Origin of the sequence: Collimonas rhizosphaerae, from assembly GCF_038896935.1 — a bacterium.
GTDB lineage: Bacteria > Pseudomonadota > Gammaproteobacteria > Burkholderiales > Burkholderiaceae_D > Collimonas > Collimonas rhizosphaerae.
In genome coordinates, this window is the sequence record NZ_JBANDC010000002.1 from 415257 (window position 1) to 436610 (window position 21354).

At 61.3% G+C, this 21354-nt stretch carries 19 protein-coding genes; 9 read left to right on the forward strand and 10 right to left on the reverse strand.

Annotation, left to right across the window (positions count from 1 at the left end):
* Positions 1-30: 30 nt before the first annotated feature.
* The 4 genes from V8G57_RS04310 to ugpQ all read right to left on the reverse strand — a co-directional run bounded on the left by V8G57_RS04310 (position 31) and on the right by ugpQ (position 4848).
* Positions 31-582, reverse strand: coding sequence for an NUDIX domain-containing protein (locus V8G57_RS04310; RefSeq protein WP_092396169.1), 552 nt, complete (start codon positions 580-582; stop codon positions 31-33).
* Between the two features lie 109 nt (positions 583-691).
* The gene (gene alaS / locus V8G57_RS04315; RefSeq protein ID WP_342828321.1) at positions 692-3316 is read right to left on the reverse strand and encodes an alanine--tRNA ligase; all 2625 of its coding nucleotides are present in this window, start codon (positions 3314-3316) and stop codon (positions 692-694) included.
* 323 nt (positions 3317-3639) lie between these two features.
* The gene (locus V8G57_RS04320; RefSeq protein ID WP_092396167.1) at positions 3640-3858 is read right to left on the reverse strand and encodes a hypothetical protein; all 219 of its coding nucleotides are present in this window, start codon (positions 3856-3858) and stop codon (positions 3640-3642) included.
* 201 nt (positions 3859-4059) lie between these two features.
* Positions 4060-4848, reverse strand: a complete 789-nt coding sequence (gene ugpQ / locus V8G57_RS04325) for a glycerophosphodiester phosphodiesterase (protein WP_342828322.1) — start codon at positions 4846-4848, stop codon at positions 4060-4062.
* Positions 4849-5111: 263 nt separating this feature from the next.
* Here ugpQ and V8G57_RS04330 point away from each other — a divergent pair, with 263 nt between their 5' ends.
* From V8G57_RS04330 to V8G57_RS04355, 6 genes are all read left to right on the forward strand, one after another.
* Positions 5112-5396, forward strand: coding sequence for a 2TM domain-containing protein (locus tag V8G57_RS04330; protein WP_342828323.1), 285 nt, complete (start codon positions 5112-5114; stop codon positions 5394-5396).
* Positions 5393-6487, forward strand: a complete 1095-nt coding sequence (locus V8G57_RS04335) for a sensor histidine kinase (protein WP_342828324.1) — start codon at positions 5393-5395, stop codon at positions 6485-6487. The genes V8G57_RS04330 and V8G57_RS04335 overlap by 4 nt, the downstream gene beginning before the upstream one ends.
* Positions 6484-7278 (forward strand): LytTR family transcriptional regulator DNA-binding domain-containing protein, encoded by a 795-nt coding sequence (locus V8G57_RS04340; RefSeq protein WP_144738699.1) that lies wholly within the window; start codon positions 6484-6486, stop codon positions 7276-7278. The genes V8G57_RS04335 and V8G57_RS04340 overlap by 4 nt, the downstream gene beginning before the upstream one ends.
* A gap of 186 nt (positions 7279-7464) precedes the next feature.
* The gene (locus tag V8G57_RS04345) at positions 7465-9240 is read left to right on the forward strand and encodes a glutamine--tRNA ligase/YqeY domain fusion protein (RefSeq protein WP_092396157.1); all 1776 of its coding nucleotides are present in this window, start codon (positions 7465-7467) and stop codon (positions 9238-9240) included.
* A 123-nt stretch (positions 9241-9363) separates the two neighbouring features.
* Entirely contained in the window at positions 9364-9855 is a 492-nt protein-coding gene (locus V8G57_RS04350; protein WP_092396155.1) for a DUF4429 domain-containing protein, read from the forward strand.
* 92 nt (positions 9856-9947) lie between these two features.
* On the forward strand, positions 9948-10457 hold the full coding sequence (locus tag V8G57_RS04355; RefSeq protein ID WP_342828325.1) for a DUF1993 domain-containing protein: 510 nt from the start codon (positions 9948-9950) through the stop codon (positions 10455-10457).
* Between the two features lie 227 nt (positions 10458-10684).
* Here V8G57_RS04355 and V8G57_RS04360 read toward each other — a convergent pair whose 3' ends face one another.
* On the reverse strand, positions 10685-11596 hold the full coding sequence (locus V8G57_RS04360; RefSeq protein ID WP_092396496.1) for a LysR family transcriptional regulator: 912 nt from the start codon (positions 11594-11596) through the stop codon (positions 10685-10687).
* 109 nt (positions 11597-11705) lie between these two features.
* Between V8G57_RS04360 and V8G57_RS04365 the strand changes: the two genes are divergently transcribed.
* Positions 11706-12968, forward strand: a complete 1263-nt coding sequence (locus tag V8G57_RS04365) for an MFS transporter (RefSeq protein WP_342828326.1) — start codon at positions 11706-11708, stop codon at positions 12966-12968.
* Positions 12969-13001: 33 nt separating this feature from the next.
* Here V8G57_RS04365 and betA read toward each other — a convergent pair whose 3' ends face one another.
* The 3 genes from betA to betI all read right to left on the reverse strand — a co-directional run bounded on the left by betA (position 13002) and on the right by betI (position 16863).
* Positions 13002-14675 carry a choline dehydrogenase gene (gene betA / locus V8G57_RS04370; protein ID WP_342828327.1) on the reverse strand — a complete coding sequence of 558 codons (1674 nt, stop codon included), beginning with the start codon at positions 14673-14675 and terminating at the stop codon, positions 13002-13004.
* A 71-nt stretch (positions 14676-14746) separates the two neighbouring features.
* Entirely contained in the window at positions 14747-16219 is a 1473-nt protein-coding gene (betB, locus tag V8G57_RS04375; protein WP_342828328.1) for a betaine-aldehyde dehydrogenase, read from the reverse strand.
* A 41-nt stretch (positions 16220-16260) separates the two neighbouring features.
* A complete protein-coding gene (gene betI, locus V8G57_RS04380) occupies positions 16261-16863 on the reverse strand; it encodes a transcriptional regulator BetI (protein WP_092396145.1) in 603 nt (200 codons plus the stop codon).
* A 291-nt stretch (positions 16864-17154) separates the two neighbouring features.
* Between betI and V8G57_RS04385 the strand changes: the two genes are divergently transcribed.
* Positions 17155-18738, forward strand: a complete 1584-nt coding sequence (locus V8G57_RS04385) for a BCCT family transporter (RefSeq protein ID WP_342828329.1) — start codon at positions 17155-17157, stop codon at positions 18736-18738.
* 50 nt (positions 18739-18788) lie between these two features.
* Here V8G57_RS04385 and V8G57_RS04390 read toward each other — a convergent pair whose 3' ends face one another.
* Both V8G57_RS04390 and V8G57_RS04395 read right to left on the reverse strand, forming a co-directional pair.
* Positions 18789-20087, reverse strand: coding sequence for a solute carrier family 23 protein (locus V8G57_RS04390; protein WP_092402081.1), 1299 nt, complete (start codon positions 20085-20087; stop codon positions 18789-18791).
* Between the two features lie 232 nt (positions 20088-20319).
* Entirely contained in the window at positions 20320-20838 is a 519-nt protein-coding gene (locus V8G57_RS04395) for a DUF1269 domain-containing protein (protein ID WP_092402079.1), read from the reverse strand.
* A 130-nt stretch (positions 20839-20968) separates the two neighbouring features.
* On the opposite strand from V8G57_RS04395, the gene V8G57_RS04400 reads away from it, so the two are divergent.
* Positions 20969-21271, forward strand: a complete 303-nt coding sequence (locus V8G57_RS04400; RefSeq protein ID WP_342828330.1) for an antibiotic biosynthesis monooxygenase family protein — start codon at positions 20969-20971, stop codon at positions 21269-21271.
* The last annotated feature ends 83 nt before the right edge of the window (positions 21272-21354 follow it).

Genomic DNA, 21354 nt, shown 5'->3' on the forward strand with positions numbered 1-21354 from the left:
TGCCGTCTGGAGCGTTATTTTTTGCGCCGCTCACGCTTTCAAGGCTGGCTCGGGCTGCGCCTGCAGCAAGGGCCGCTCGACATACTCGACCGCCAGTCCCTGCGCCCGCATCCAGTCGGCAACCGCATGGCCGGTGCCGGCGCGCCACGGGCGCAGCGCGGCCGGTTCCAGCAGGCGGTACTCCAGCAGTTCCGGCGACAGCTGGACCGCGCCCGAAGCCTTGACATGATAGGCGATGATCAATTCGTTCTTGCGCATGAATTCATAGACGCCGACCAGCTTGATCTGCTCAGCGTCTAGATTGGTTTCTTCCTTGATTTCGCGTGCGATGCCCTGCTCCGGAGTCTCGTCGCGCTCCATGAAACCGGTGATCAGCGCAAACATGCCCTCCTGCCATGCCGCATTGCGCGCCAGCAGGATCTTGCCGTCGATCTCGACGATCGCCGCCAGCACCGGCAAGGGATTGTCCCAATGCGTCCAGTGACCTTCCGGGCATGCCAGGCGCGACTTCCCGCCCTCGCCTTCATCGACACGCTGGACCAGGGAGGTGGCGCAAACCGGGCAGAATTTGAAATCGCTCATGACAGGATCGTTAAGTTAGGGACGAAAAAAAGCGGGAAACATCAATCCGCGATACTACTGCGATTCGATGCTTCCCGCTTTGGCTAGCCACGATCTCTGGCCAGGTTCTTTATGCGCGTTCGCCGACCCAGGCCGCAACGCCTTGCAGCGCCGCCGCCAGGCCGCTGGCGTCGGTGCCGCCGGCTTGCGCCATGTCGGGCCGGCCGCCGCCTTTGCCGCCCACCTGCAAGGCGACAAAGTTGACCAGTTCGCCGGCCTTGACCTTGCCGATAGCGTCGGCAGTGACGCCGGCGATCAGGCTGACCTTGCCATCCTTGACGGCAGCCAGCACGATGGCGGCAGTCTTCAGCTTATCCTTCAGCTTATCCATGGTTTCACGCAAGGTCGCACTGTCGGCGCCTTCCAGCGTGGCCGCCAGCACCTTGATGCCCTTGACGTCCACTGCCTGCGAAACCAGTTCGTCGCCCTGGTTCGCCGCCAGTTTCGACTTCAGGCTGCTCAGTTCCTTTTCCAGCGCCTTGACGTGTTCCTGCACTTGCGCGATGCGCTGGGTCAGTTCTTCCGGCTGGGCTTTCAATGCCGCCGCGGCTTCATTGACGCGGTTGCTCAGGTTCTGCACCAGCGCCAGCCCGGCTTCGCCGGTCACCGCTTCGATGCGGCGGATGCCGGCGGCAACGCCGCCTTCAGCCACCACCTTGAACAGGCCGATATCACCGGTGCGGCTGACGTGGGTGCCGCCGCACAGCTCACGCGAGCTGCCTATCGACAGTACGCGTACTTCGTCGCCATATTTTTCGCCAAACAGGGCCATGGCGCCGGCGCCGACTGCGTCGTCGAACGACATCAGCCTGGCTTCGGTAGCGACGTTGGCGAGGATTTCGCGGTTGACGATTTCCTCGATGCGACGGATTTCATCGGCGCTGACCGGCGCATTATGGCTAAAGTCGAAGCGCGTCTTGTCGGCATCGACCAAAGAACCTTTTTGCGCGACATGGCTGCCCAATACTTCACGCAGCGCCTTGTGCATCAGGTGAGTAGCCGAGTGATTGCGCACGGTGCGCGCGCGCACCGCGGTATCCACCTTGGCGTTCAGCTGGCCGCCGACCGCCAGCGAACCGCTGAGCAGTTTGCCGTGATGGCCGAAAACGTCGGCCTGGATCTTTTGGGTGTCGGCGACTTCGAACAGACCGCCTGCCGCTTCCAGCACGCCCGAATCGCCAGCCTGGCCGCCCGATTCCGCGTAGAACGGCGTGGTGTCGAGCACCACGATCGCGTCCTGGCCGGCTTCGATTTTTTGCACCGTGCTGCCGTCCACATACAAGGCCAGTACCTTGGCGTCATGCGCCAGGCTGTCGTAGCCGACAAAACTGGTCTTGTCGCCGCTGTATTCCACTGCTGCCGCCATCTTGAACTTGCCGGCTGCGCGCGCGGTCGACTTCTGGCGTTCCATCGCCGTGGCGAAGCCCGCTTCGTCCAGTTCGACTTCGCGTTCGCGGCAGATGTCCGCGGTCAAGTCGAGCGGGAAGCCGAACGTGTCGTACAGCGTAAATGCAGTTTCGCCATCCAGTTTCTTCGGCGTCTTGGCCAGCGCGGTTTCCAGGATCTTCATGCCGTGTTCCAGCGTTTCGCCGAAACGTTCTTCTTCCTGCTTCAGCACTTGCTCAACGCGCTCTGCCGCTTCCGGCAGTTCCGGGTAAGCGGCGCCCATTTCCAGCACCAGGTCCTTGACCAGCTTGTAGAAGAACGGCTTGGTCTGGCCCAGTTTGTGGCCGTGACGCAAGGCACGGCGGATGATGCGGCGCAGTACATAACCGCGGCCTTCATTGCCGGGGATGACGCCGTCGACCACCAGGAATGAACAGGCGCGGATGTGATCGGCGATCACTTTCAGCGAATTGTTTCCCAGGTCGGTAATATTGGTTTCACGCGCGGCAGCCTTGATCAGGCGCTGGAACAGGTCGATTTCGTAGTTGCTGTGCACGTGCTGCAACACTGCGGCCAGGCGCTCCAGTCCCATGCCGGTATCGACGCACTGCTTCGGCAGCGGGGTCAAGGTCGCTACGCCGGTTTTCGGGTCGATCTGGCGGTCGAACTGCATGAACACGTTGTTCCAGATTTCGATGTAACGGTCGCCGTCCTGCTCCGGGCTTCCCGGCGGGCCGCCCCAGACGTCGGGACCGTGGTCGTAGAAGATCTCCGAGCAAGGGCCGCAAGGACCGGTGTCGGCCATCTGCCAGAAATTGTCGGATGCGTACGGCGCGCCCTTGTTGTCGCCAATGCGCACGATGCGCTCCTTCGGCAGGCCAATGACCTTGTGCCAAATGTCGTAGGCTTCGTCGTCGGTTTCATACACCGTGGCCCACAGCTTGTCGGCCGGCAGGCCGTACACCTTGGTCAGCAGCTCCCAGGCCCAGACCAGCGAATCGTGCTTGAAATAGTCGCCGAACGACCAGTTGCCCAGCATCTCGAAAAAAGTGTGGTGGCGTGCGGTATACCCGACGTTTTCCAGGTCGTTGTGCTTGCCGCCGGCGCGCAGGCAGCGCTGGACCGAGGTGGCGCGCACGTAATTGCGCTTTTCGGTGCCCAGGAATACGTCCTTGAACTGCACCATGCCGGAATTGGTAAACAACAAGGTCGGGTCGTTGCCTGGCACCAGGCTCGACGAGCGCACGATGGTGTGGCCTTTGGATTCAAAGAATTTGAGAAACTTTTCGCGGATTTCGGCTGAGTTCATGTTCTTGGGCAAAAAATGAAACGAAAAAAAGGCAAGGGACGCAATATCAGGACTTACGCAAAATTGCCCCAGCAAGGCACGACGACGAAGACAGTACGGCGTACGGCCAGGAGGAGTAACGCCGCTGGGGCAATTTTGCGTAAGTCCTGAGTATGTCCTTTTGCAAACCTTTGATTATACGTGATACCTGCCGGGCTATTCTGCCGCCAATGCATGAAAAAAGCCCACCGGGATCGCTCCCAACGGGCCTTTAATGACATGAGGACGTTGATCCAGGCGGATTTGCGCCGGATTCGACCTATATCAGTTGTGTTGCACGCTATTTAAGCGCCTTTGTTTACCGGTGTAGGTGCGATCTTGTGGCTTTTCTTGTGGTGATGCTTCTTGCCCATTTTTTTTGCAGGTGCTGCAGCAGGTGCATCAGCGGCCGGAGCGGCGGCTGGAGCGGCAGGAGCAGGTGCTGCGGCAGGTGCGTTTTGCGCCATGACTGGCAGAGCGAAAGCAGCGACGACGACGGCAGCCAGCAATTTATTGATCTTCATTTTGACTTCCTTTCAGTTATTTTAAAAACAAGCAAATTTGGTGCTTTACGAGTAAAGCTAACGATCAACCATTGGCCTTGGCACGGTGAACATGGCCTGAAACTCGGTTCTGCACTCTATTAACGCCAGCTTGCGGATTTGGTTGACATCAAGTTACCGGCCATTTTTGGCTTGCTTCCTGCCGGCGGCTGACGAGCCGTTTCAGCCCTGCGCGCCGGCAAAATCGGCGCCGATCAGGTCGATCCGGTCGGTACAGAAACCGTCTACGCCCCAGCCAAGTATTTCCTTGGCCCGCGCCGGCTTGTTCACCGTGTAGCAGAACAGACCGTAGCCGGCCTGGCTGACCGACTGCGCCTGCATCGGCGACAGGTATTTATGGTTGGTGTGCAGGGCCACCGCATCCAGCTCCTGCAGCCGCTCTTGCCAGTCGTCTTCGATGGCGTCCGTCAGGAAACCGCGCGGTATGTCGGGCGCAGCAACTTGCGCGGCGCGCAAGGCCGCAAACGAGAAAGACGACAGCAACGGCAAGGCTGGGTCGGCCCAGGCGCCGCGCCGGCTGGCCGCGTGAGCCGCAACTTCGGCGGCAAAAAATTCCTCGGTGACCTGGGCTACCACGCGCCCGGTCTCCACTTCAAACCCCTCTGCCGGCTTGATTTCGACATTCATCCAGATGCCGTTCTGCCGGCAAAACTCCAGCACCTGGCGATAGGTGCATACCGGCTCGCCGGCAAACTGCGGCCCCAGCCAGCTGCCGGCGTCCAGCGCGGCCAGTTCGTCCGCGCTGAAATCGGCGACCCGGCCGACGCCGCGCACGGTGCGGCCGAACACCGCGTCGTGCATCAGGACAGGCACGCCGTCGCGCGCCAGCATGACGTCGAATTCGACCGCATGGAAACCAAGCTGCAGGCCGCAGCGCATGGCTGCCAGGGTATTTTCAGGTGCCAGGGTGCCGCCGCCGCGATGCGCGACAACTTTTGGATAAGGCCACATAACTCTTCTCTTTCAAGCAAATACGTTGGAATAACGATCAGGCAACCATAAAAAGATACTGGAAGCTGTATTGCTGATCCTGAACTGCCATCTTAAATGATTCGATTTATTTGGCACACCCCGCCCTGCCGATCCTGTCCCGGATTTGTTCCATCGCGCCGCAGGCGCCATTCGCGACAAATTGAGCCGGTTTCGTCGCATTTTGCTGTCGGCCGCCGGCCATGGCGTTCAGAATCCAAGCATGTCCACACAGGAGAACAACGATGAACGGCAACATACTCAGCTATCAGGACGCGCAAGACCGGGTCGAGCGCAAACTCGGCTTTTTCAGGCACCTGGCGATTTACCTGATCGTCAACAGCGGCCTGGCGCTGCTGAATTACCTGCACAATCCTGGCCATGCCTGGGCATTCTGGCCGGCCCTGGGCTGGGGAATCGGGTTACTATCACACGCCTTGGCGGTGTTCCTGCACGCTCCGGGCGCGCAATGGAAGCGGCGCATGATAGAACGAGAACTAGATAAACATAACCACAACCCGCACGCATGAAGCCGACCACCGCATTGCCGCAAAATGACCAGCCGCTGGCCCGGCGCCTGCTGCGCAGCCTGCTCATCAACGTCGGCATCGACGTCATCTGCGCCCTGATCGTCACTTATGTGATGCGCATCAACGACCTCTTCTGGACCAACCTGGTGTTTTCGCTATGCATCGGCATGCTGGCGTTGCTGTTCATCGAAACCGGCCGTTATCTGTTCCAGCGCAAAGCGATGCTGCGGAAAGTGCATTTTCTCGCATTCACAATGGTGGCTTCCAGTCTCGCCCTATTCTTCGGCATCCTGCTGGCCAGCTGGCTGCTCGGCCTGCCCGTGGATAGTTTTTCGATGTACATGAGCGTTGGCGGCCTCGGCCTGGTGATCCTGACAGTGTCGGTCTGCATCGGCGCCACGCTGTTCTTCTGGAACCTCAGCACGCTGGCAGAATTGCGCAACCAGGCGGCTACCGAAAGGGCGCGCTCGGTCGGCATCGAGAAACAGGCGTTACAGGCACAGTTGCAGATGCTGCAAGCGCAGATTGAACCGCATATGCTGTTCAACACGCTCGCTACCCTGCAAAGCCTGATTGCGCTGGATCCGCCGCGGGCGCAGCAGATGCTGGACCAGCTGATCCATTTCCTGCGCGCTTCGCTGTCCTCGTCGCGCATCGAACAGACCACGCTGGCGCAGGAATTCGCTCTGATGGAAGCCTACCTGGAACTGATGTCACTGCGCATGGGCAACCGCCTCAGCTTCGACCTGCAGCTGCCCCCCGCCTTGCGCGACACCGTGATAGCGCCGATGCTGCTGCAGCCGCTGGTGGAAAACGCCATCAAGCATGGACTGGAACCCAAGATCGAAGGCGGCCGGATCGAAGTTGTCGCCAGCCGCCAAGGCCAGCTGCTGCAGCTCGACGTCAGCGACACCGGCCTTGGGCTGACGGCCGGACCGCAACTGCAGCCAGCCAGCCATGCCAGCCACATCGGCCTCAGCAATATCCATGAACGCCTGCAGGCGCTGTACGGCGCGCAGGCCAGCCTGACCCTGAAACCGAAACTGCCGCACGGCGTTATCGCACAACTCCAACTGCCCATCCTGCCATGACCAACTCCTCCAGTTTGCGCGCCCTGATTGCCGAAGACGAACCGATCCTGGCTGCCGCCCTGCAGCAAGCGTTACAGCGCCTGTGGCCGGAACTGCAGATCATCGCCAGCGTCGACAACGGCCAGGCGGTAGTCGAGCAAACCCTCCGGCTGCGTCCGGACATCCTGTTCCTGGACATCAAGATGCCCGGCAAAACCGGGCTCGAAGCAGCCCAGGAGCTGGCCGAGGATTGGCCGGAGAACGAAGCCTTTCCACTGATCGTGTTTGTCACCGCCTATGACGAATATGCTGTCAGCGCCTTCGAGCAGGCCGCCGCCGACTACGTGCTGAAGCCGATCAGCGACGCCCGCCTGGGCAAGACCGTCGCCCGCCTGCAGCAGCACCTGCAACAGGACAACGGCAGCAATGCAGCGCTGGATAGCCTGATCGGCCAATTGCGCAACATGCAGCCCAAGGCCGGCGCCGCGCCGCTGACCATGATCCGGGCCGCGGTCGGCAACCAGATCCGCATGATCCCGATAGGCGAAGTGATCTATTTCGAAGCCAGCGACAAATACATCAATGTGGTCACCGCCGAAAACGAGTCGCTGATACGCACCAGCCTCAAGGAGTTGCTGCCGCAGCTCGACAGCCGGCAATTCTGGCAGGTGCACCGCGGCACCATCGTCAACCACCAGTTCATCCAGGTGGCGACGCGCGATGAAAGCGGGAAATTGTCGCTGAAGTTGCGCGGCCGCAGCGAAAGCGTGGCGGTGAGCCGTGTATTTGCCCATTTGTTCAGGCAGATGTAACGGACCGCATTTTTCGGCAAGCAGACCACAATGGCATTTTTAGCAACAAACGTCATTCGCCCAGCACCCCCTTGCCGGCCGCAAAACCGCAGTGCAACAAAATCCCTCAGGTCGCGCCTGCAAAGCGCCACGCTACGGTAAAATGAGTCATATCCTCATTCAGCAAAGCGTATAAACAGATCCTCCATGAGCAACGACCACACCAACGGCCATACCCCACCTGCACCAGCCTCGTCCAATTTCTTGCGCGGCATCATCGAAACCGACCTGACCGCCGGCGCCTACGCCGAGCGCAAGGACAGCCAGGGTCAGCCGTTGCCGCAGGTAGTCACCCGTTTCCCGCCGGAGCCCAACGGCTACCTGCACATCGGCCACGCCAAGTCGATCTGCGTCAACTTCGGCCTGGCGCGCGATTACGCCGGCCGCTGCCACCTGCGTTTCGACGACACCAATCCTGAAAAGGAAGAACAGGAATACGTCGACACCATCATCGACAGCGTCCGCTGGCTGGGTTTCGACTGGACGGACAGCAGCGGCGAGCATTTGTACTTCGCCAGCAACTACTTCGACAAGCTGTATGAAATGGCGGAATACCTGATCACCGCGGGCTTGGCTTACGTCGACAGTCAAAGCGCCGAACAGATGGCTGCCAACCGCGGCAATTTCGGCGAGGCGGGCAAGGATTCGCCGTTCCGCAACCGCTCGGCCGCAGAGTCGCTCGACCTGTTCCGCCGCATGAAAGCCGGCGAATTCAAGGATGGCGAGCACATCGTGCGCGCCAAGATCGACATGGCGTCGCCCAACATGAACCTGCGCGACCCGGCGATCTACCGGATCCGCCATGCCCATCACCACCGTACCGGCGACAAGTGGTGCATCTATCCGATGTACGACTACACGCATCCGATTTCAGACGCGCTGGAAAACATTTCGCATTCGATCTGCACCCTGGAGTTCCAGGACCACCGCCCGTTCTACGACTGGCTGCTGGAACACCTGAGCGGCGCCGGCTTCCTGCAAAAACCGGTGCCGCACCAGTATGAATTCTCGCGCCTCAACGTTACCTATGTGATCACCAGCAAACGCAAGCTGCGCCAGCTGGTGGACGAAGGCATCGTCGACGGCTGGGACGATCCGCGCATGCCGACCCTGGTCGGCATCCGGCGCCGCGGCTTTACGCCGGAATCGCTGCAATTGTTCTGCGACCGCACCGGCGTCACCAAGTCCGACGGCTGGATCGACATGAGTTCGCTGGAAGGCGCCCTGCGCGAAGACCTCGATCCCAAGGCGCCGCGCGCCAGCGCCGTGCTGCAGCCGCTGAAGCTGATCATCGACAATTTCCCGGAAGGAGAAACCGTGGCCTGCCATGCGCCGGTCTATCCGCCGGCCCATCCGGAACACGCTACCGCGCTGCGCCATTTCCCGATCAGCAAAACGCTGTGGATAGAGCAGGAAGATTTCATGGAAACCCCGGTCAAAGGGTATTTCCGCCTGTTCCCGCCGAGCGCCGACAAGCCGGGCAGCCGGGTGCGCCTGCGTCACGGTTACGTGGTCGAATGCACCGGCTTCGATAAAGATGCCGACGGCAAGGTGATTGCGGTCCACTGCACCTATTTCCCGGACAGCAAGAGCGGCACCGAAGGCAGCGCCAACTACAAGGTCAAAGGTAACATTCACTGGATCAGCGTGGCGCATGCGATCGAGGCCGAAGTGCGCCTGTACGACCGCCTGTTCACTGATCCCCATCCGGACGCCGGCGGCAAGGACTTCAAGGCGGCATTGAATCCGGACGCCAAGAAAGTGATCACCGCCTACCTGGAACCGGGCTTGAAAGACGCCAAGGCCGAAGAGCGCTACCAGTTCGAACGGCACGGCTATTTCATCGCCGACCGGGTTGATTCGCAGCCTGGCAAACTGGTGTTCAACCGCACTGTTACCTTGAAAGACAGCTGGGGCAAATAACACTCCTGAACACTGAAGAAAAAGACGTCGCACCGGAAATCCGGTCCGGCGTCTTTATTCATTGTGGCGGTAGTGTTACATTATCCGATGTAAATACAACAATAGTCATTGCCTGAGAAGATCGTGAACCAGAAAGTAGCAGACGTGAACCAAGCTGTCATACAGGTGGAGATGCAGGTACGGGGCATCAACGGCCAGGTAATCCTGCTCAGCGACCGCGTCCAGATAAAACGCGCCGGCGCCATGGCGCGCCTGACACAGTCGCGCAATAGTGAAAAGGACATCCCCGTGTCGGCCCTGAGCGCGGTCCGCATCCAGTTGCCGGGCCTGCTGACCAACGGCTATATCCGCTTCTACCTGAGCGCCGGCAAGCAAGGCGACGACACCCTGATCCGCGCCGCCGGCGACGAAAACACGGTGCTGTTCAACCACCGGCAATTCACCCGATTCGCCAACCTGAAAACCGAGATCGAGAAAAAGATCGCGGCTTCGCAGGCAATCACCCGCGCTCCCGTGGATTTTGAGCAGCTGGACAGGCTGGCGGAGCAATACAAGCAGGGGCTGATTTCGCGTTCGGAATGGATCAGCACCAAGAAAAGGCTGCTGGGGCTTTGAACATACGTAGCGCGAGCAGCAGGCCCGGCACGCAAGTACTATAATCACGCCACCTTTCCCGGACACCAAGCTACAACCAACCAAGGAACACCATGACCATTTCCATGTACAGCGCCTCGATTCCTGTCTTCAAGCAGATGCTCAGCGCACTCAACGACGTATTGGCAAAGGCCGAAGCGCACGCAGCCGAAAAGAAGATCGATCCCAATGCGTTCCTGCAGGCGCGCCTGTTCCCGGACATGTTCCCGCTGCTGCGCCAGGTGCAGATCGCTGCCGATTTCGCCAAGAGCGTGCCGGCCCGCCTGGCAGGCGCCGAAGTTCCTGCGTATGAAGACAGCGAACTGACTTTCGCCGATCTGCACGCCCGCATCCAGAAGACGCTGGCATTCATCGACGGCCTGACCGCAGCGCAGATCGACGGCAGCGAAACGCTGGAAATCGTCTTGCGGCCCGGCACGCCGAAAGAAAAGAAGCTGAGCGGCCAGACTTATCTGCTGGGCTACGGCCTGCCGCAGTTTTTCTTCCATGTGACCACTGCGTATGACATCCTGCGCCACAACGGCGTGGAAGTCGGCAAGCGTGACTTCATGGGCGCTTATTAAGCCGGCGGCTGGTCCTCATCTGTCCTGCCTGAAAAACTAACGAAAAAAGCCCCGTTCTTACTTGAACGGGGCTTTTTTTCGGGTGCCGCGCCTGAATCACGGCGAAGCGCTTTGATAAACGCAGTTGCACTGGCGCGCGCCAGCCGCGGCCACCAATCCTTGTCCGCCGAGATACCGGCGTCCGTCAGGCAAAAATTGCTCAGCCAGCGCTAATCTTGCCTGGCCGTTCAAAGCGGCAGCTGTTCCTCCGCCTCCAGCATCGCGCTCATGTCCTGCCGCAAGCGCTCGATCGGCGCGGCCAGCCGCCCCGGCGCCCGGGCGTGCGCCAGCCATGTATTCACTCCCCCCTTGAATTGCGGCACCTGCAACACCCGCAACTGCTCGCGGAACGCGCTGCGCGCCAGGGCGCCCGGCATCACCATGCCGATGCCGACGCCGCGCGCCACCAGCGACAATTGCAGCTCGCTGCCATAAGTCTCCACCGCAATATCCACCGGCAAACGCGCCGCATCCAGCGCATGCCGGATCGAGCGGCGTATGCCGCAGCCGTCCTGGCTCAGCACCCAGGATTGCGTCGCCAGTTCCTGCAATGACAAGCTGCCCTTGCGCATGGGCGCTTCCCTGTGCGCCACGATCAGCGGGATCTGATGGCAAAGCAAATGCGTGGTCAGCGTGGCAGGCGGCATCACGTCGTCCGGCAGCACTACCGCAGCGGCGTCGATCGCATTGCTTTCCAGCAGGGTCAGCAGCGACGGCGACCAGCCGGTTGTAATGCGCAAAGCCAGCCTGGCGAATTCGCTGCGCAGCCTGTCGATAGGCTGGGCCAGCGCCAGTTCAGCCACGAAGGGCGCCACCCCAAGCCGGAATTCGCCGCTCGCTTCCGAACCGGGTTCGACGCCCGCCAGCAGATCCGCCACCGATCCCAGCACGCGGCGGCCGCGCTGGTAGACCTCGCGCCCGGCCGCAGTCGGCTTGAGCGGCTTCGACTGCCGCTCAAGCAGCGCCACTCCCAGCCGCTCTTCCAGGCTTTGCACGCGACGGCTGATGCCGGGCTGGGTCAGGTGCAGGCGAGTCGCCGCGGCAACAATGGAGCCGGTCTCGACCACGGCGACGAACGCTTCGATGTCATGGGTATTCACAAACAAACTCGCATAATATTTATGATGATAATTCACTTGTAGCATAAATATCGACGATGCACAATCACCCCATTGAAAACCTGCCCCCCCCTCCCCTGGGAAGAATGCGATGAATACCCCTCGACTCCCCTCAACCGTTCCCTACCCTGCCTCCAAGACGAGTGCCGCACGCATCGCCGGCGATGGCATCTCGACCGGGCTGCAACTGCTGTTCGCTGCCGCGGTCGGCATTACCGTCATCAATTTATTCGCAACCCAGACCCTGATAGGCCCTATCGCCGCGGCACTGGGCCTGGATGCGCGGCTGAGCGGCATGGTCGCCATGCTGCCGCAGCTCGGTTACGCCGCCGGCCTGGTGCTGCTGGTGCCGCTCGCCGACCTGCTGGAAAACCGGCGCCTGATCGTGCGCTTGCTGATGTGCTGCGCGCTGGCGCTGGCAGCGGCCACGCTGTCGACTTCCGGCTGGCTGTTCCTGCTGGCGATCTTCCTGGCGGGCGCTGCCTCCAGCGCGATCCAGATCATGGTGCCGCTGGCGGCGCTGATGGCTTGCGAGGCGCATCGCGGCAAGGTGGTAGGCAACGTCATGAGCGGCCTGATGCTGGGCATCCTGCTGTCGCGGCCATTGGCCAGCCTGCTGGTGGATGCCGGCGGCTGGCGCCTGCTGTATCTTGTGCTGGCCGTTTCGGTAACCGTGGTTGCGATCACCCTGAGGCGTACGCTGCCGCTGCGCCAGCCCGCCGCCATCCTGTCTTATCCGGCCTTGATCAGGTCGCTGTGGAGCTTGCTGCGCAGCCAGCCGGTACTGCGCCGGCGCGCGCTGACCGCCGCGCTTGCCATGGCTGCTTTCAGCCTGTTCTGGACCGCGGTCGCCCTGCTCCTGACGCAGCAGCCGTTCAACATGAACCAGCGCCACATCGCCCTGTTCGCGCTGGCAGGCGCGGCGGGCGCCATCGTTGCGCCGCTGGCCGGCCGTATCGGCGACCGCGGCTGGACCCGCCAGGCGACCTTGGCAGCACACCTGCTGATGATAGGGGCGTTGTTGCTGGCTGGCGTGGCCGGCGCCGGATGGGGCGGTTTCGCCATTTCCATCCATCCGTGGCTGGCGCTGGGCATGCTGGTGCTGGCCGCCATCGGGCTGGACGCCGGCGTGACCACCGACCAGACACTGGGCCGGCGCGCCATCAACCTGCTGCAGCCGGAAGCGCGGGGACGCTTGAACGGTTTGTTCGTCGGCATTTTCTTTATCGGCGGCGCGCTAGGCGCGGCCAGCGCGGCGCTGGCCTGGGTCGCCGGCGGCTGGAGCGGCGTCTGCCTGGCGGGCATTGCCTACGCTGCGGCGGCATTGATATTCGCTGTCTTTCAACAGCGCTGATGCGGCAGCGGCGCCGTCATGGCTCCGCCTCGGTCAGCCCTGCCGTGCCGGCTTGCCGCCAGCGACGAAATACGGCACCTCCACCCGCGGCAGCGGTTGCCGGCCGCGGATGCAGTCGGCGATTTTTTCCGCGATCATGATGGTCGGCGCATTCAGGTTGCCGGTGGTGATCTGCGGCATGATCGATGCATCCACCACACGCAGGCCTTGCAAGCCATGCACCCGGCCCTGGTTATCCACCACCGCCATTTCGTCATATCCCATGGCGTTGGAACAGGATGGATGAAAAGCGGTTTCAGCATGCCGGCGCACGAAGGCATCGAGCTCAGCATCGGTCTGCACCTGCGCTCCCGGTGAAATTTCGCGGCCGGCATAGGCAGACAACGCCTGCTGCGCAATGATGTCGCGCGTGATGCGGATACCGTTGCGGAATTCCTGCCAGTCCTGCTCGGTCGACATGTAGTTGAACAGGATGCTCGGATGCTGGCGCGGGTCTTTCGAGCGCAGGTGGACCCGGCCGCGGCTGGGCGAACGCATCGAGCCCATGTGGGCCTGGAAGCTGTGCACCTTGATCGGGTTGCTGCCGTTATAGTTGATCGCTACCGGCAGGAAGTGATACTGGATATTCGGCCACTCGAAGCTGTCGTCGCTGCGGATGAAACCGCCGGCCTCGAACTGGTTGCTGGCGCCGATGCCGCTGCCCATCAGCAGCCACTCGGCGCCGATTTGCGGCTGGTTCCACGGCTTCAATGCCGGCGCCAGCGAGACCGGCTGCTTGCATTCGTACTGCTGGTAGATTTCCAGGTGGTCTTGCAGGTTGGCGCCGACGCCCGGCAAATCCAGCACCACGGGAATATCATGCTGGCGCAGCAGCGCAGCCGGACCGACGCCGGAGCGCTGCAGGATTTGCGGCGAAGCGATCGCGCCCGAACACAGCAGCACTTCGCGCCGCGCTTGCGCGGTTTGCGGCTGGTCGTTGTGCAGGTAAGCGACGCCGACGGCACGCTTGCCTGAGAACAGGATGCGATCGGTCAGCGCATGCGTCACAATCGTCAGGTTGGACCTTGCCCGCGCCTGGTCCAGGTAGCCGCGCGCAGTGCTGGCGCGCCGCCCTTGCGGCGTAGTGGTGCGGTCCATCGGACCGAAACCTTCCTGCTGGTAACCGTTGAGGTCATCGGTGCGCGGGTAACCGGCTTGCACGCCGGCTTCCACCATCGCGTGGTAGAGCACGTTGTTGCCGCTCTTCGGCGTGGTCACGCTGACCGGGCCGTCGCTGCCGTGGTAGTCGTTGCCGCCGATGTCGCGCGTTTCAGCCTTCTTGAAGTACGGCAGGCAATCCAGGTAAGACCAGTTTTCCAGTCCTTCCCGCGTGGCCCAGTGATCGTAATCCAGCGCATTGCCGCGGATGTAGCACATGCCGTTGATCAGCGACGAGCCGCCCAGGCCTTTGCCGCGGCCGCACTCCATGCGGCGGTTGTCCATGTGCGGCTCGGGATCGGTTTCATAAGCCCAGTTGTAACGCCGTCCTTGCAGCGGAAACGCCAGCGCCGCCGGCATCTGGGTGCGGAAATCGAAGCGGTAGTCGGGACCGCCGGCTTCCAGCAACAGCACGCTGGCATCCGCGTCTTCGGTCAGGCGCGTAGCCAGGACATTGCCGGCCGAGCCGGCGCCGATGATGATGTAATCGTATTCTTTTGCTTGCTGCATGATGATCCTTCCTGCCGATGCCGGCTCGGCGGCATCGTTGTGAGACGTGGGCGGTAGCGTTGCAACGGCGCTCAGAACACCGAGGCGTAAGCGCCCAGCTCCACTTGAATCGACTTGATGCGGGTGTAGTGCTCCAGCGTGGCCAAGCCGTTTTCGCGGCCGACGCCGGATTGCTTGTAACCGCCGACCGGCATCTCGGCCGCCGATTCGCCCCAGGTGTTGATCCAGCAGATGCCGGCTTCCAGCTGGTGGATGACGCGATGCGCGCGGCTCAGGTTTTCCGTCATCAGGCCGGCCGCCAGGCCGTACTCGGTGTCGTTGGCGCGCCGGATCACTTCATCCTCTTCTTCAAAAGACAGGATGCTCATGACCGGGCCGAAGATTTCTTCGCGCACGATCTTCATGTCGTCGCGGCAGTCGGTGAACACGGTAGGCTGCACATAAGCGCCGCTGGCATAGGCGCCGCCGACTTCGCGCTTGCCGCCGGCCAGCAGGCGCGCGCCTTCGGCCAGGCCGGATTCGATGTAAGACAGCACGCTGTCCATGTGCGGGAAACTGACCAGCGGACCAAAATTGGTGTTCATCTCGAGCGGATTGCCGAGGCGGATGCGCGCTACCCGTTCCAGCACCTTGGCTTCGAACGCTTGCTTGACCGAGCTGTGGACAAACACCCGGGTGCCGTTGGTGCACACCTGGCCCGAGCTGTAGAAATTCGCCATCACGGCGACATCGGCGGCGCGTTCCAGGTCGGCGTCGGCAAACACGATCAGCGGCGACTTGCCGCCCAGTTCCATGGTCACTTCCTTCAGCGTCGAGCTGGAGGCGCTGGCCATGACTTTCTTGCCGGTCGCGGTGCCGCCGGTGAACGAGATCTTTTCGATGCCGGCATGCTCGGTGAGCCAGGTGCCGACTTCGCGGCCGCTGCCAGTCAGCACATTGAAGACGCCGTCCGGCAAACCCGCTTCGGTATAGATTTCAGCCAGCTTGAGCGTGCTCAGCGGCGTCACTTCGCTAGGCTTGAAAATCATCGCATTGCCGGCCGCCAGCGCCGGCGCCGATTTCCACAGGGCGATCTGGATCGGATAATTCCAGGCGCCGATGCCGGCCACCACGCCGAGCGGCTCGCGCCGGGTGTAGACAAACGCGCTTTCACGCAAGGGGATCTGCGTGCCTTCGATCGACGGCACCAGGCCGGAATAATATTCCAGCACGTCGGCGCCGGTGACGATGTCGACGGCGCGCGTTTCCGACAGCGCCTTGCCGGTATCCAGGGTTTCCAGTTCGGCCAGTTCATCGTTGCGCTCGCGCAGGATCGCTACTGCGCGACGCAATACACGCGAGCGCTGCATGGCGGTCTGTGCGGCCCACACGCGCTGGCCTTGTCGGGCGCTGGCGACGGCGCGGTCGACGTCAGCCTTGGTGGCGCGCTGGACTTCTGCCAGCACTTCGCCATTGGCGGGATTGATGGTCTGGAAAGTATCGCTGCCGCTGGCGTCAACGCGGCGGCCGCCGATATAAAGTTGCTGCTGCTTGAAAACAGGCATGGGGATTCTCCTCAACGGGTTGCTATCAGGTAGGTCAAAGATCAGGCGGCTGCAGCGCTTGCAGTGGCGTTGCTTTTCTTTGCCAATTGGTAATCCAGGTATTCGTAGGCCAGCTGCCGCGCTGCGTCGGCGTCGAAGGTCTTGCCCGACAAGGAGCCGCGCAGCCACAAGCCGTCGATCATCGCCGCCAGCCCGCGGGCAGCGTGGCGCGCTTGCGGCAACGGCAGTTCGCGCAAAAACTGGCAGCACAGGTTGGAGCGCAGGCGCTGGTCATTCACATGCTGCAGCCTGCGCAGCGATTCCTGGTGCATGCTGGACGACCAGAATGCCAGCCAGGTTTTCATGACAGGGCCGCTGACCTGGCTGTCGTTGAAGTTGGCGTCGACGATGGCGCGCAAATGGGCGGCGGCGGTGTCTTCTGCCAGTTCGCTGCGGCGGCGCAGGGTGTCTTCCCTTAAATCGCGCAGGATCTGGCGCATGGTGCCTTCGAGCAGACCGCTCTTGTCGCCGAAATAATGGCTGATGATGCCGGTCGACAAACCGGCCTGCCTGGCAATCAAGGCAATGGTGGCGTCAGCCAGGCCGACCCGGTCGATCACTTCCAGCGTGGCCTGGATCAGCTGCTTGCGGCGCAGCGGCAGCATCTCGTTTTTTTTCCTCAACGCACTTCCCCTCAAAACATTCGCGCAAAGCGGCCTGCCATCCGCTGCCTAAATTCAGTATAATTTAAATTGATTGGACGTTCAATCAATTTAAATCCAAGGTGTCATTGATAGCAAAATGTTTTCCTTATGAAAACAAAAGAAAACAAAATCAGGCCAGAAGCCCGGCAACAGAATCGGAATGAGGTTTATTTAAATGCAACATCAATCAAGCACAAAGACAATGAGACAGTCAGGCCAGGCAGCAAAACCGGCATTCCGCGGGCAGATCAAATGAGCACCCCAGCATCAGCCGTCAGCCATCGGCCATCCATGAAGACACGGCTCAACCGCCCCGTCTTCTTCTCTTCGGCAATCCTGATCATTGCCTTCACCGCCATCATCATCGCCTTCCCGCAGGCATCCACCGCCTGGCTGTCGAGCGCGCAAGCGACCCTGGCCAGCAGCTTCGGCTGGTACTACATGCTGGTAGTGGCCGCTTACCTTGGTTTCATCGTCTGGCTTGCCGCATCTCCTTACGGCAAGATAAAACTGGGGGCGGATGACGAACAGCCGGCCTTCAGCTACGGCGCCTGGGCCGGCATGCTGTTTTCTTCCGGCATCGGCATTTCCCTGCTCTATTTCGGCGCCTCGGAACCGTTGACGCATTACCTGTACCCACCCCAGGGAACGGCAGCGACACCGGCGGCGGCAAGCCAGGCGATGACCCTGACCTTCCTCCACTGGGGCCTGCACGGCTGGGCCATCTATGCCTTGATCGCGGTGGCGCTGGGCTACTTTGCCTACCGCCACAAGCAGCCGCTGGCTTTGCGCACCGCCTTGTATCCCCTGCTCGGCGAACGCGTCCACGGCGCCGCCGGCCACGCCGTCGATTGTTTCGGCATCGTGGTGACCGTGCTGGGCCTGGTCAGCAACCTGGGCATAGGATCGCTGCAGATCAGCGCCGGCCTGGAACACCTGTTCGGCCTGCAAAACAGCCACGGCACGCTGCTGGCGGTGATCATCGTGATGACCATCGTGGCGACCCTGGCGGCGGTCTCCGGCGTCGAAACCGGCATCCGGCGCCTGTCGAACCTGAACGTCGTGCTGTTTGCAAGCTTGCTGGTTTTTGTGCTGTCGATGGGACCGACGCTGCATCTGCTGAACGCCATGATCCAGAACCTGGGCGACTACGTCAGCAACTTCGTCGGCAAGACGTTTGACCTGTATGCCTATGACCGGCCGAGCGACTGGCTCGGCAAATGGACCCTGTTCTACTGGGCCTGGTGGATTTCCTGGGCGCCATTTGTCGGCCTGTTCATTGCCCGCATTTCACGCGGACGCACTATCCGGGAAGTGGTCACCGGCGTACTGCTGCTGCCGCTGGCGTTCACCCTGGTGTGGCTGTCGGTGTTCGGCAACAGCGCGCTGGACCTGCTGATCAGCCACGGCGCAGCCGAGTTGAGCCGGGCAGCGCTGGAACAGCCGGCCATGACCATGTACAAGCTGCTGGCGCACTACCCGTTCGGCACCGCCATGTCGGGCGTGGCGATTTTCGTCGGCTTCGTGCTGTTCCTGACGCCGGCCGATTCGGGCGCCGTGATGCTGGCCAACCTGTCGGTGCGCGGCGCCGACGACGATGCCGATGCGCCGCACTGGCTGCGCATTTTCTGGTCGGCGCTGATCATGGCGGTCACCGTCGGCCTGATGTTCGCGGATAACATCAGCGCGATACAAACCACGATCGTGCTGGCGTCGTTGCCGTTTTCCGTGGTGCTGGTGCTGTACATGGTTTGCCTGATGAAAAGCCTGCGTATGGAATTCGAACCCGCCGTTGCGGTAAAGACCACGGCGAAGGTCGCCAAGCAAGCCTGGTAGCAACAAAAAAAGCTGCGCAATGCGCAGCTTTTTTGCGGTTGCAATCCGTCTCAGGATTTCTTTTCGCGCAGCAAGGCATGCAAGATGATCGCGCCGAAAGTCGCGGTGCCGATGCCGCCCAGGGAGAACTGGCCGAGCTTCAAGGTAAAGTCGCCGGCTCCCAGCACCAGGGTCACGGCCGCCACAATCAGGTTGCGGTTGTTAGAGAAATCAACCTTGTTCTCGACCCAGATACGCGCCCCTGACACAGCGATCAAACCGAACACCACGATCGACACGCCACCCAGCACCGCACCCGGAATGGTCTGGATCACGGCGCCGAATTTCGGCGAAAAGCCCAGGATGATGGCCAGGCAAGCCGCCACCACGAACACCAGCGTCGAATAGATCTTGGTGACCGCCATCACGCCGATGTTTTCCGCGTAAGTGGTGACGCCGGTGCCGCCGACGCTGCCGGAGACGATCGTCGCCAAGCCGTCGCCGACGAAAGCGCGGCCCATGTATTTGTCCAGGTTTTGCCCGGTCATGGCAGCCACCGCCTTGATATGGCCAAGGTTTTCCGCCACCAGGATAATCGCGATCGGCGCCAGCAAAGCCATGGCGTCGGCCTTGAATACCGGTGCGGAGAAATGCGGGATGCCGAACCACGCAGCTTGCGCAACGATGCCAAAATCAATCGGCTTGCCAAGACCCGCGCCGTTGGTCAGCAACGCATAAATCACATACGCCAGCATCAGGCCGACCAGTATCAGCAGCCGCTGCAGCATGCCGCGCGCAAACACGGCGACGCCGCCCACGCACAGCACCGTCCCCAGCGCCATCCAGGCGTCGAAGTTGTTGCCGCTGACGCCCTTTACCGCAATCGGCGCCAGGTTGAGCCCGATCACCGCAACGACCGCACCGGTCACCACCGGCGGCATCAGGGTCTCGATCCAGCGCGTGCCGATCGCCATCACCAGCAGGCCGATCAGCGCGTACAGCACGCCGCAGGCAATGATGCCGCCCAGCGCTACGCCGAGGTTGGGATTGAGGCCATGGCCGCCATAGGCGCTGACGGCAATCACCAGGCCGATGAAAGAAAAGCTGGAGCCGAGATAACTCGGCACCCGGCCGCCGACCAGCACGAAGAACAGCAAGGTGCCGATGCCGGACATGAAAATCGCCAGGTTCGGATCGAAACCCATGAGCAGCGGCGCCAGCACGGTCGAACCGAACATCGCGACAACGTGCTGCACCCCCATGGCGAAAGTCTGCGGCCATGGCAAGCGTTCGTCGGCAGCGATGACCTGGCCCTGCCCGTCCGCCATGCTGGCGCGCAGGCGCCATTTGGGAAAATAAGAAGCCGCCATGAATTTCCTCTCTGTATGTCGATTTACCTGCCTGCCGGCGCCGCATGAGGCGTAAGCCAGGCGCAACCGGCAGCGTAAAACGTATGATTGATTTTGTTTTTTTACCGCAAGCTAGTGTACGAAGCCCGCCGCAAAATAACAATCGAGATCAGGAAAGAAATGTCTTGCGATTTGCATAAAAAAACACCGGCGCGATGGCCGGTGTTTTTTTGTCGCTAGTCCGATGCATTTACTACGGGAAGACAGGAAGATGCTTTTCCACTCCAGAGAAAGCGGCTTCCGGGTGACGCTTTTCAATCAACTCCTCTATCGCCGGCACCCGTTTGAACGGCACGTCGATCAGGAGCAGGATCTTGCCCTCGTCGATCCCGGCATGGAACGCCTTCAGGCGGGAATTAGGCAGCGCCGCCGCAGCCATCCCCGACATCCAGCTGCCGAGCACCGCGCCGGCCAAGGTCAGCGCCACCAGCGCCAGCCAGTTCAGGTGCACCCACTCCGGCGGGAAATACACTAGCCACATGCCCAGCAGCAGACCTATCACGCCGCCGGCCAGCAAACCGATCTCGGCGCCGTTGGCAAGGTCGGTTTTATGAAACACATTGGCCTCAGGCATATCGGCCGGCAGTGTGCCGTCCGCAGCCCAGAAGTGAATGTGCCGAATCCCCACCCTGGCCAGCAGCAACTCGTCTAGTGTGCTGCGTGCGCTGGAAACGTCCGGCAACATGAAATATAGTCGTTGTCTACCCAACATGATGGCCTCCTATGACTGTGTATACACTCAGCATAGTCAATGGGAGGGGAATCCACAAAGGTTGATTGCCGCCTGGTTTGTCTAAAAATGCGACAATTCCCGTCCCGCCAACCAAAACGATGGAACCACCATGATTCTCGAATTAGCCGATATCCGCATCCAGCCCGGTAAACAACAGGAATTCGACGCCGCGATCCAGCGCGGAATCGAACAAGTCATCAGCAAAGCCAAAGGATTTTCCGGTTTCAAGATACACAAGGGAATTGAATCGCCGGAACGCTATGTGCTGACGATTTCCTGGCAGACGCTGGAAAACCATACCGTGGATTTCCGCGAATCGCCGGCCTTTGCCGAATGGCGCGCGCTGGTCGGGCCGTTTTTTGCCGTGGCGCCCACCGTCGAGCATTTCACGCTGTTGACGGAATCGCACTGAAGCACTGAATTCGTAGCTGGGAGATGTGACAAGGCATGCACTGTGTGAGCAGCAGGGCAACCCGGTCTGACGGCCAATGCCGG

What these genes read in the sequence shown, in the direction of transcription:
- V8G57_RS04310 (WP_092396169.1), bottom strand. Translation starts at nt 582, where the DNA reads ATGAGCGATTTCAAATTCTGCCCGGTTTGCGCCACCTCCCTGGTCCAG.
- V8G57_RS04345 (WP_092396157.1), top strand. Translation starts at nt 7,465, where the DNA reads ATGAGCAACGACCACACCAACGGCCATACCCCACCTGCACCAGCCTCG.
- V8G57_RS04395 (WP_092402079.1), bottom strand. Translation starts at nt 20,838, where the DNA reads ATGTTGGGTAGACAACGACTATATTTCATGTTGCCGGACGTTTCCAGC.
- V8G57_RS04385 (WP_342828329.1), top strand. Translation starts at nt 17,155, where the DNA reads ATGAGCACCCCAGCATCAGCCGTCAGCCATCGGCCATCCATGAAGACA.
- ugpQ (WP_342828322.1), bottom strand. Translation starts at nt 4,848, where the DNA reads ATGTGGCCTTATCCAAAAGTTGTCGCGCATCGCGGCGGCGGCACCCTG.
- V8G57_RS04400 (WP_342828330.1), top strand. Translation starts at nt 20,969, where the DNA reads ATGATTCTCGAATTAGCCGATATCCGCATCCAGCCCGGTAAACAACAG.
- V8G57_RS04355 (WP_342828325.1), top strand. Translation starts at nt 9,948, where the DNA reads ATGACCATTTCCATGTACAGCGCCTCGATTCCTGTCTTCAAGCAGATG.
- betA (WP_342828327.1), bottom strand. Translation starts at nt 14,675, where the DNA reads ATGCAGCAAGCAAAAGAATACGATTACATCATCATCGGCGCCGGCTCG.
- V8G57_RS04335 (WP_342828324.1), top strand. Translation starts at nt 5,393, where the DNA reads ATGAAGCCGACCACCGCATTGCCGCAAAATGACCAGCCGCTGGCCCGG.
- V8G57_RS04340 (WP_144738699.1), top strand. Translation starts at nt 6,484, where the DNA reads ATGACCAACTCCTCCAGTTTGCGCGCCCTGATTGCCGAAGACGAACCG.
- V8G57_RS04365 (WP_342828326.1), top strand. Translation starts at nt 11,706, where the DNA reads ATGAATACCCCTCGACTCCCCTCAACCGTTCCCTACCCTGCCTCCAAG.
- V8G57_RS04330 (WP_342828323.1), top strand. Translation starts at nt 5,112, where the DNA reads ATGAACGGCAACATACTCAGCTATCAGGACGCGCAAGACCGGGTCGAG.
- alaS (WP_342828321.1), bottom strand. Translation starts at nt 3,316, where the DNA reads ATGAACTCAGCCGAAATCCGCGAAAAGTTTCTCAAATTCTTTGAATCC.
- V8G57_RS04390 (WP_092402081.1), bottom strand. Translation starts at nt 20,087, where the DNA reads ATGGCGGCTTCTTATTTTCCCAAATGGCGCCTGCGCGCCAGCATGGCG.
- betB (WP_342828328.1), bottom strand. Translation starts at nt 16,219, where the DNA reads ATGCCTGTTTTCAAGCAGCAGCAACTTTATATCGGCGGCCGCCGCGTT.
- V8G57_RS04320 (WP_092396167.1), bottom strand. Translation starts at nt 3,858, where the DNA reads ATGAAGATCAATAAATTGCTGGCTGCCGTCGTCGTCGCTGCTTTCGCT.
- betI (WP_092396145.1), bottom strand. Translation starts at nt 16,863, where the DNA reads ATGCTGCCGCTGCGCCGCAAGCAGCTGATCCAGGCCACGCTGGAAGTG.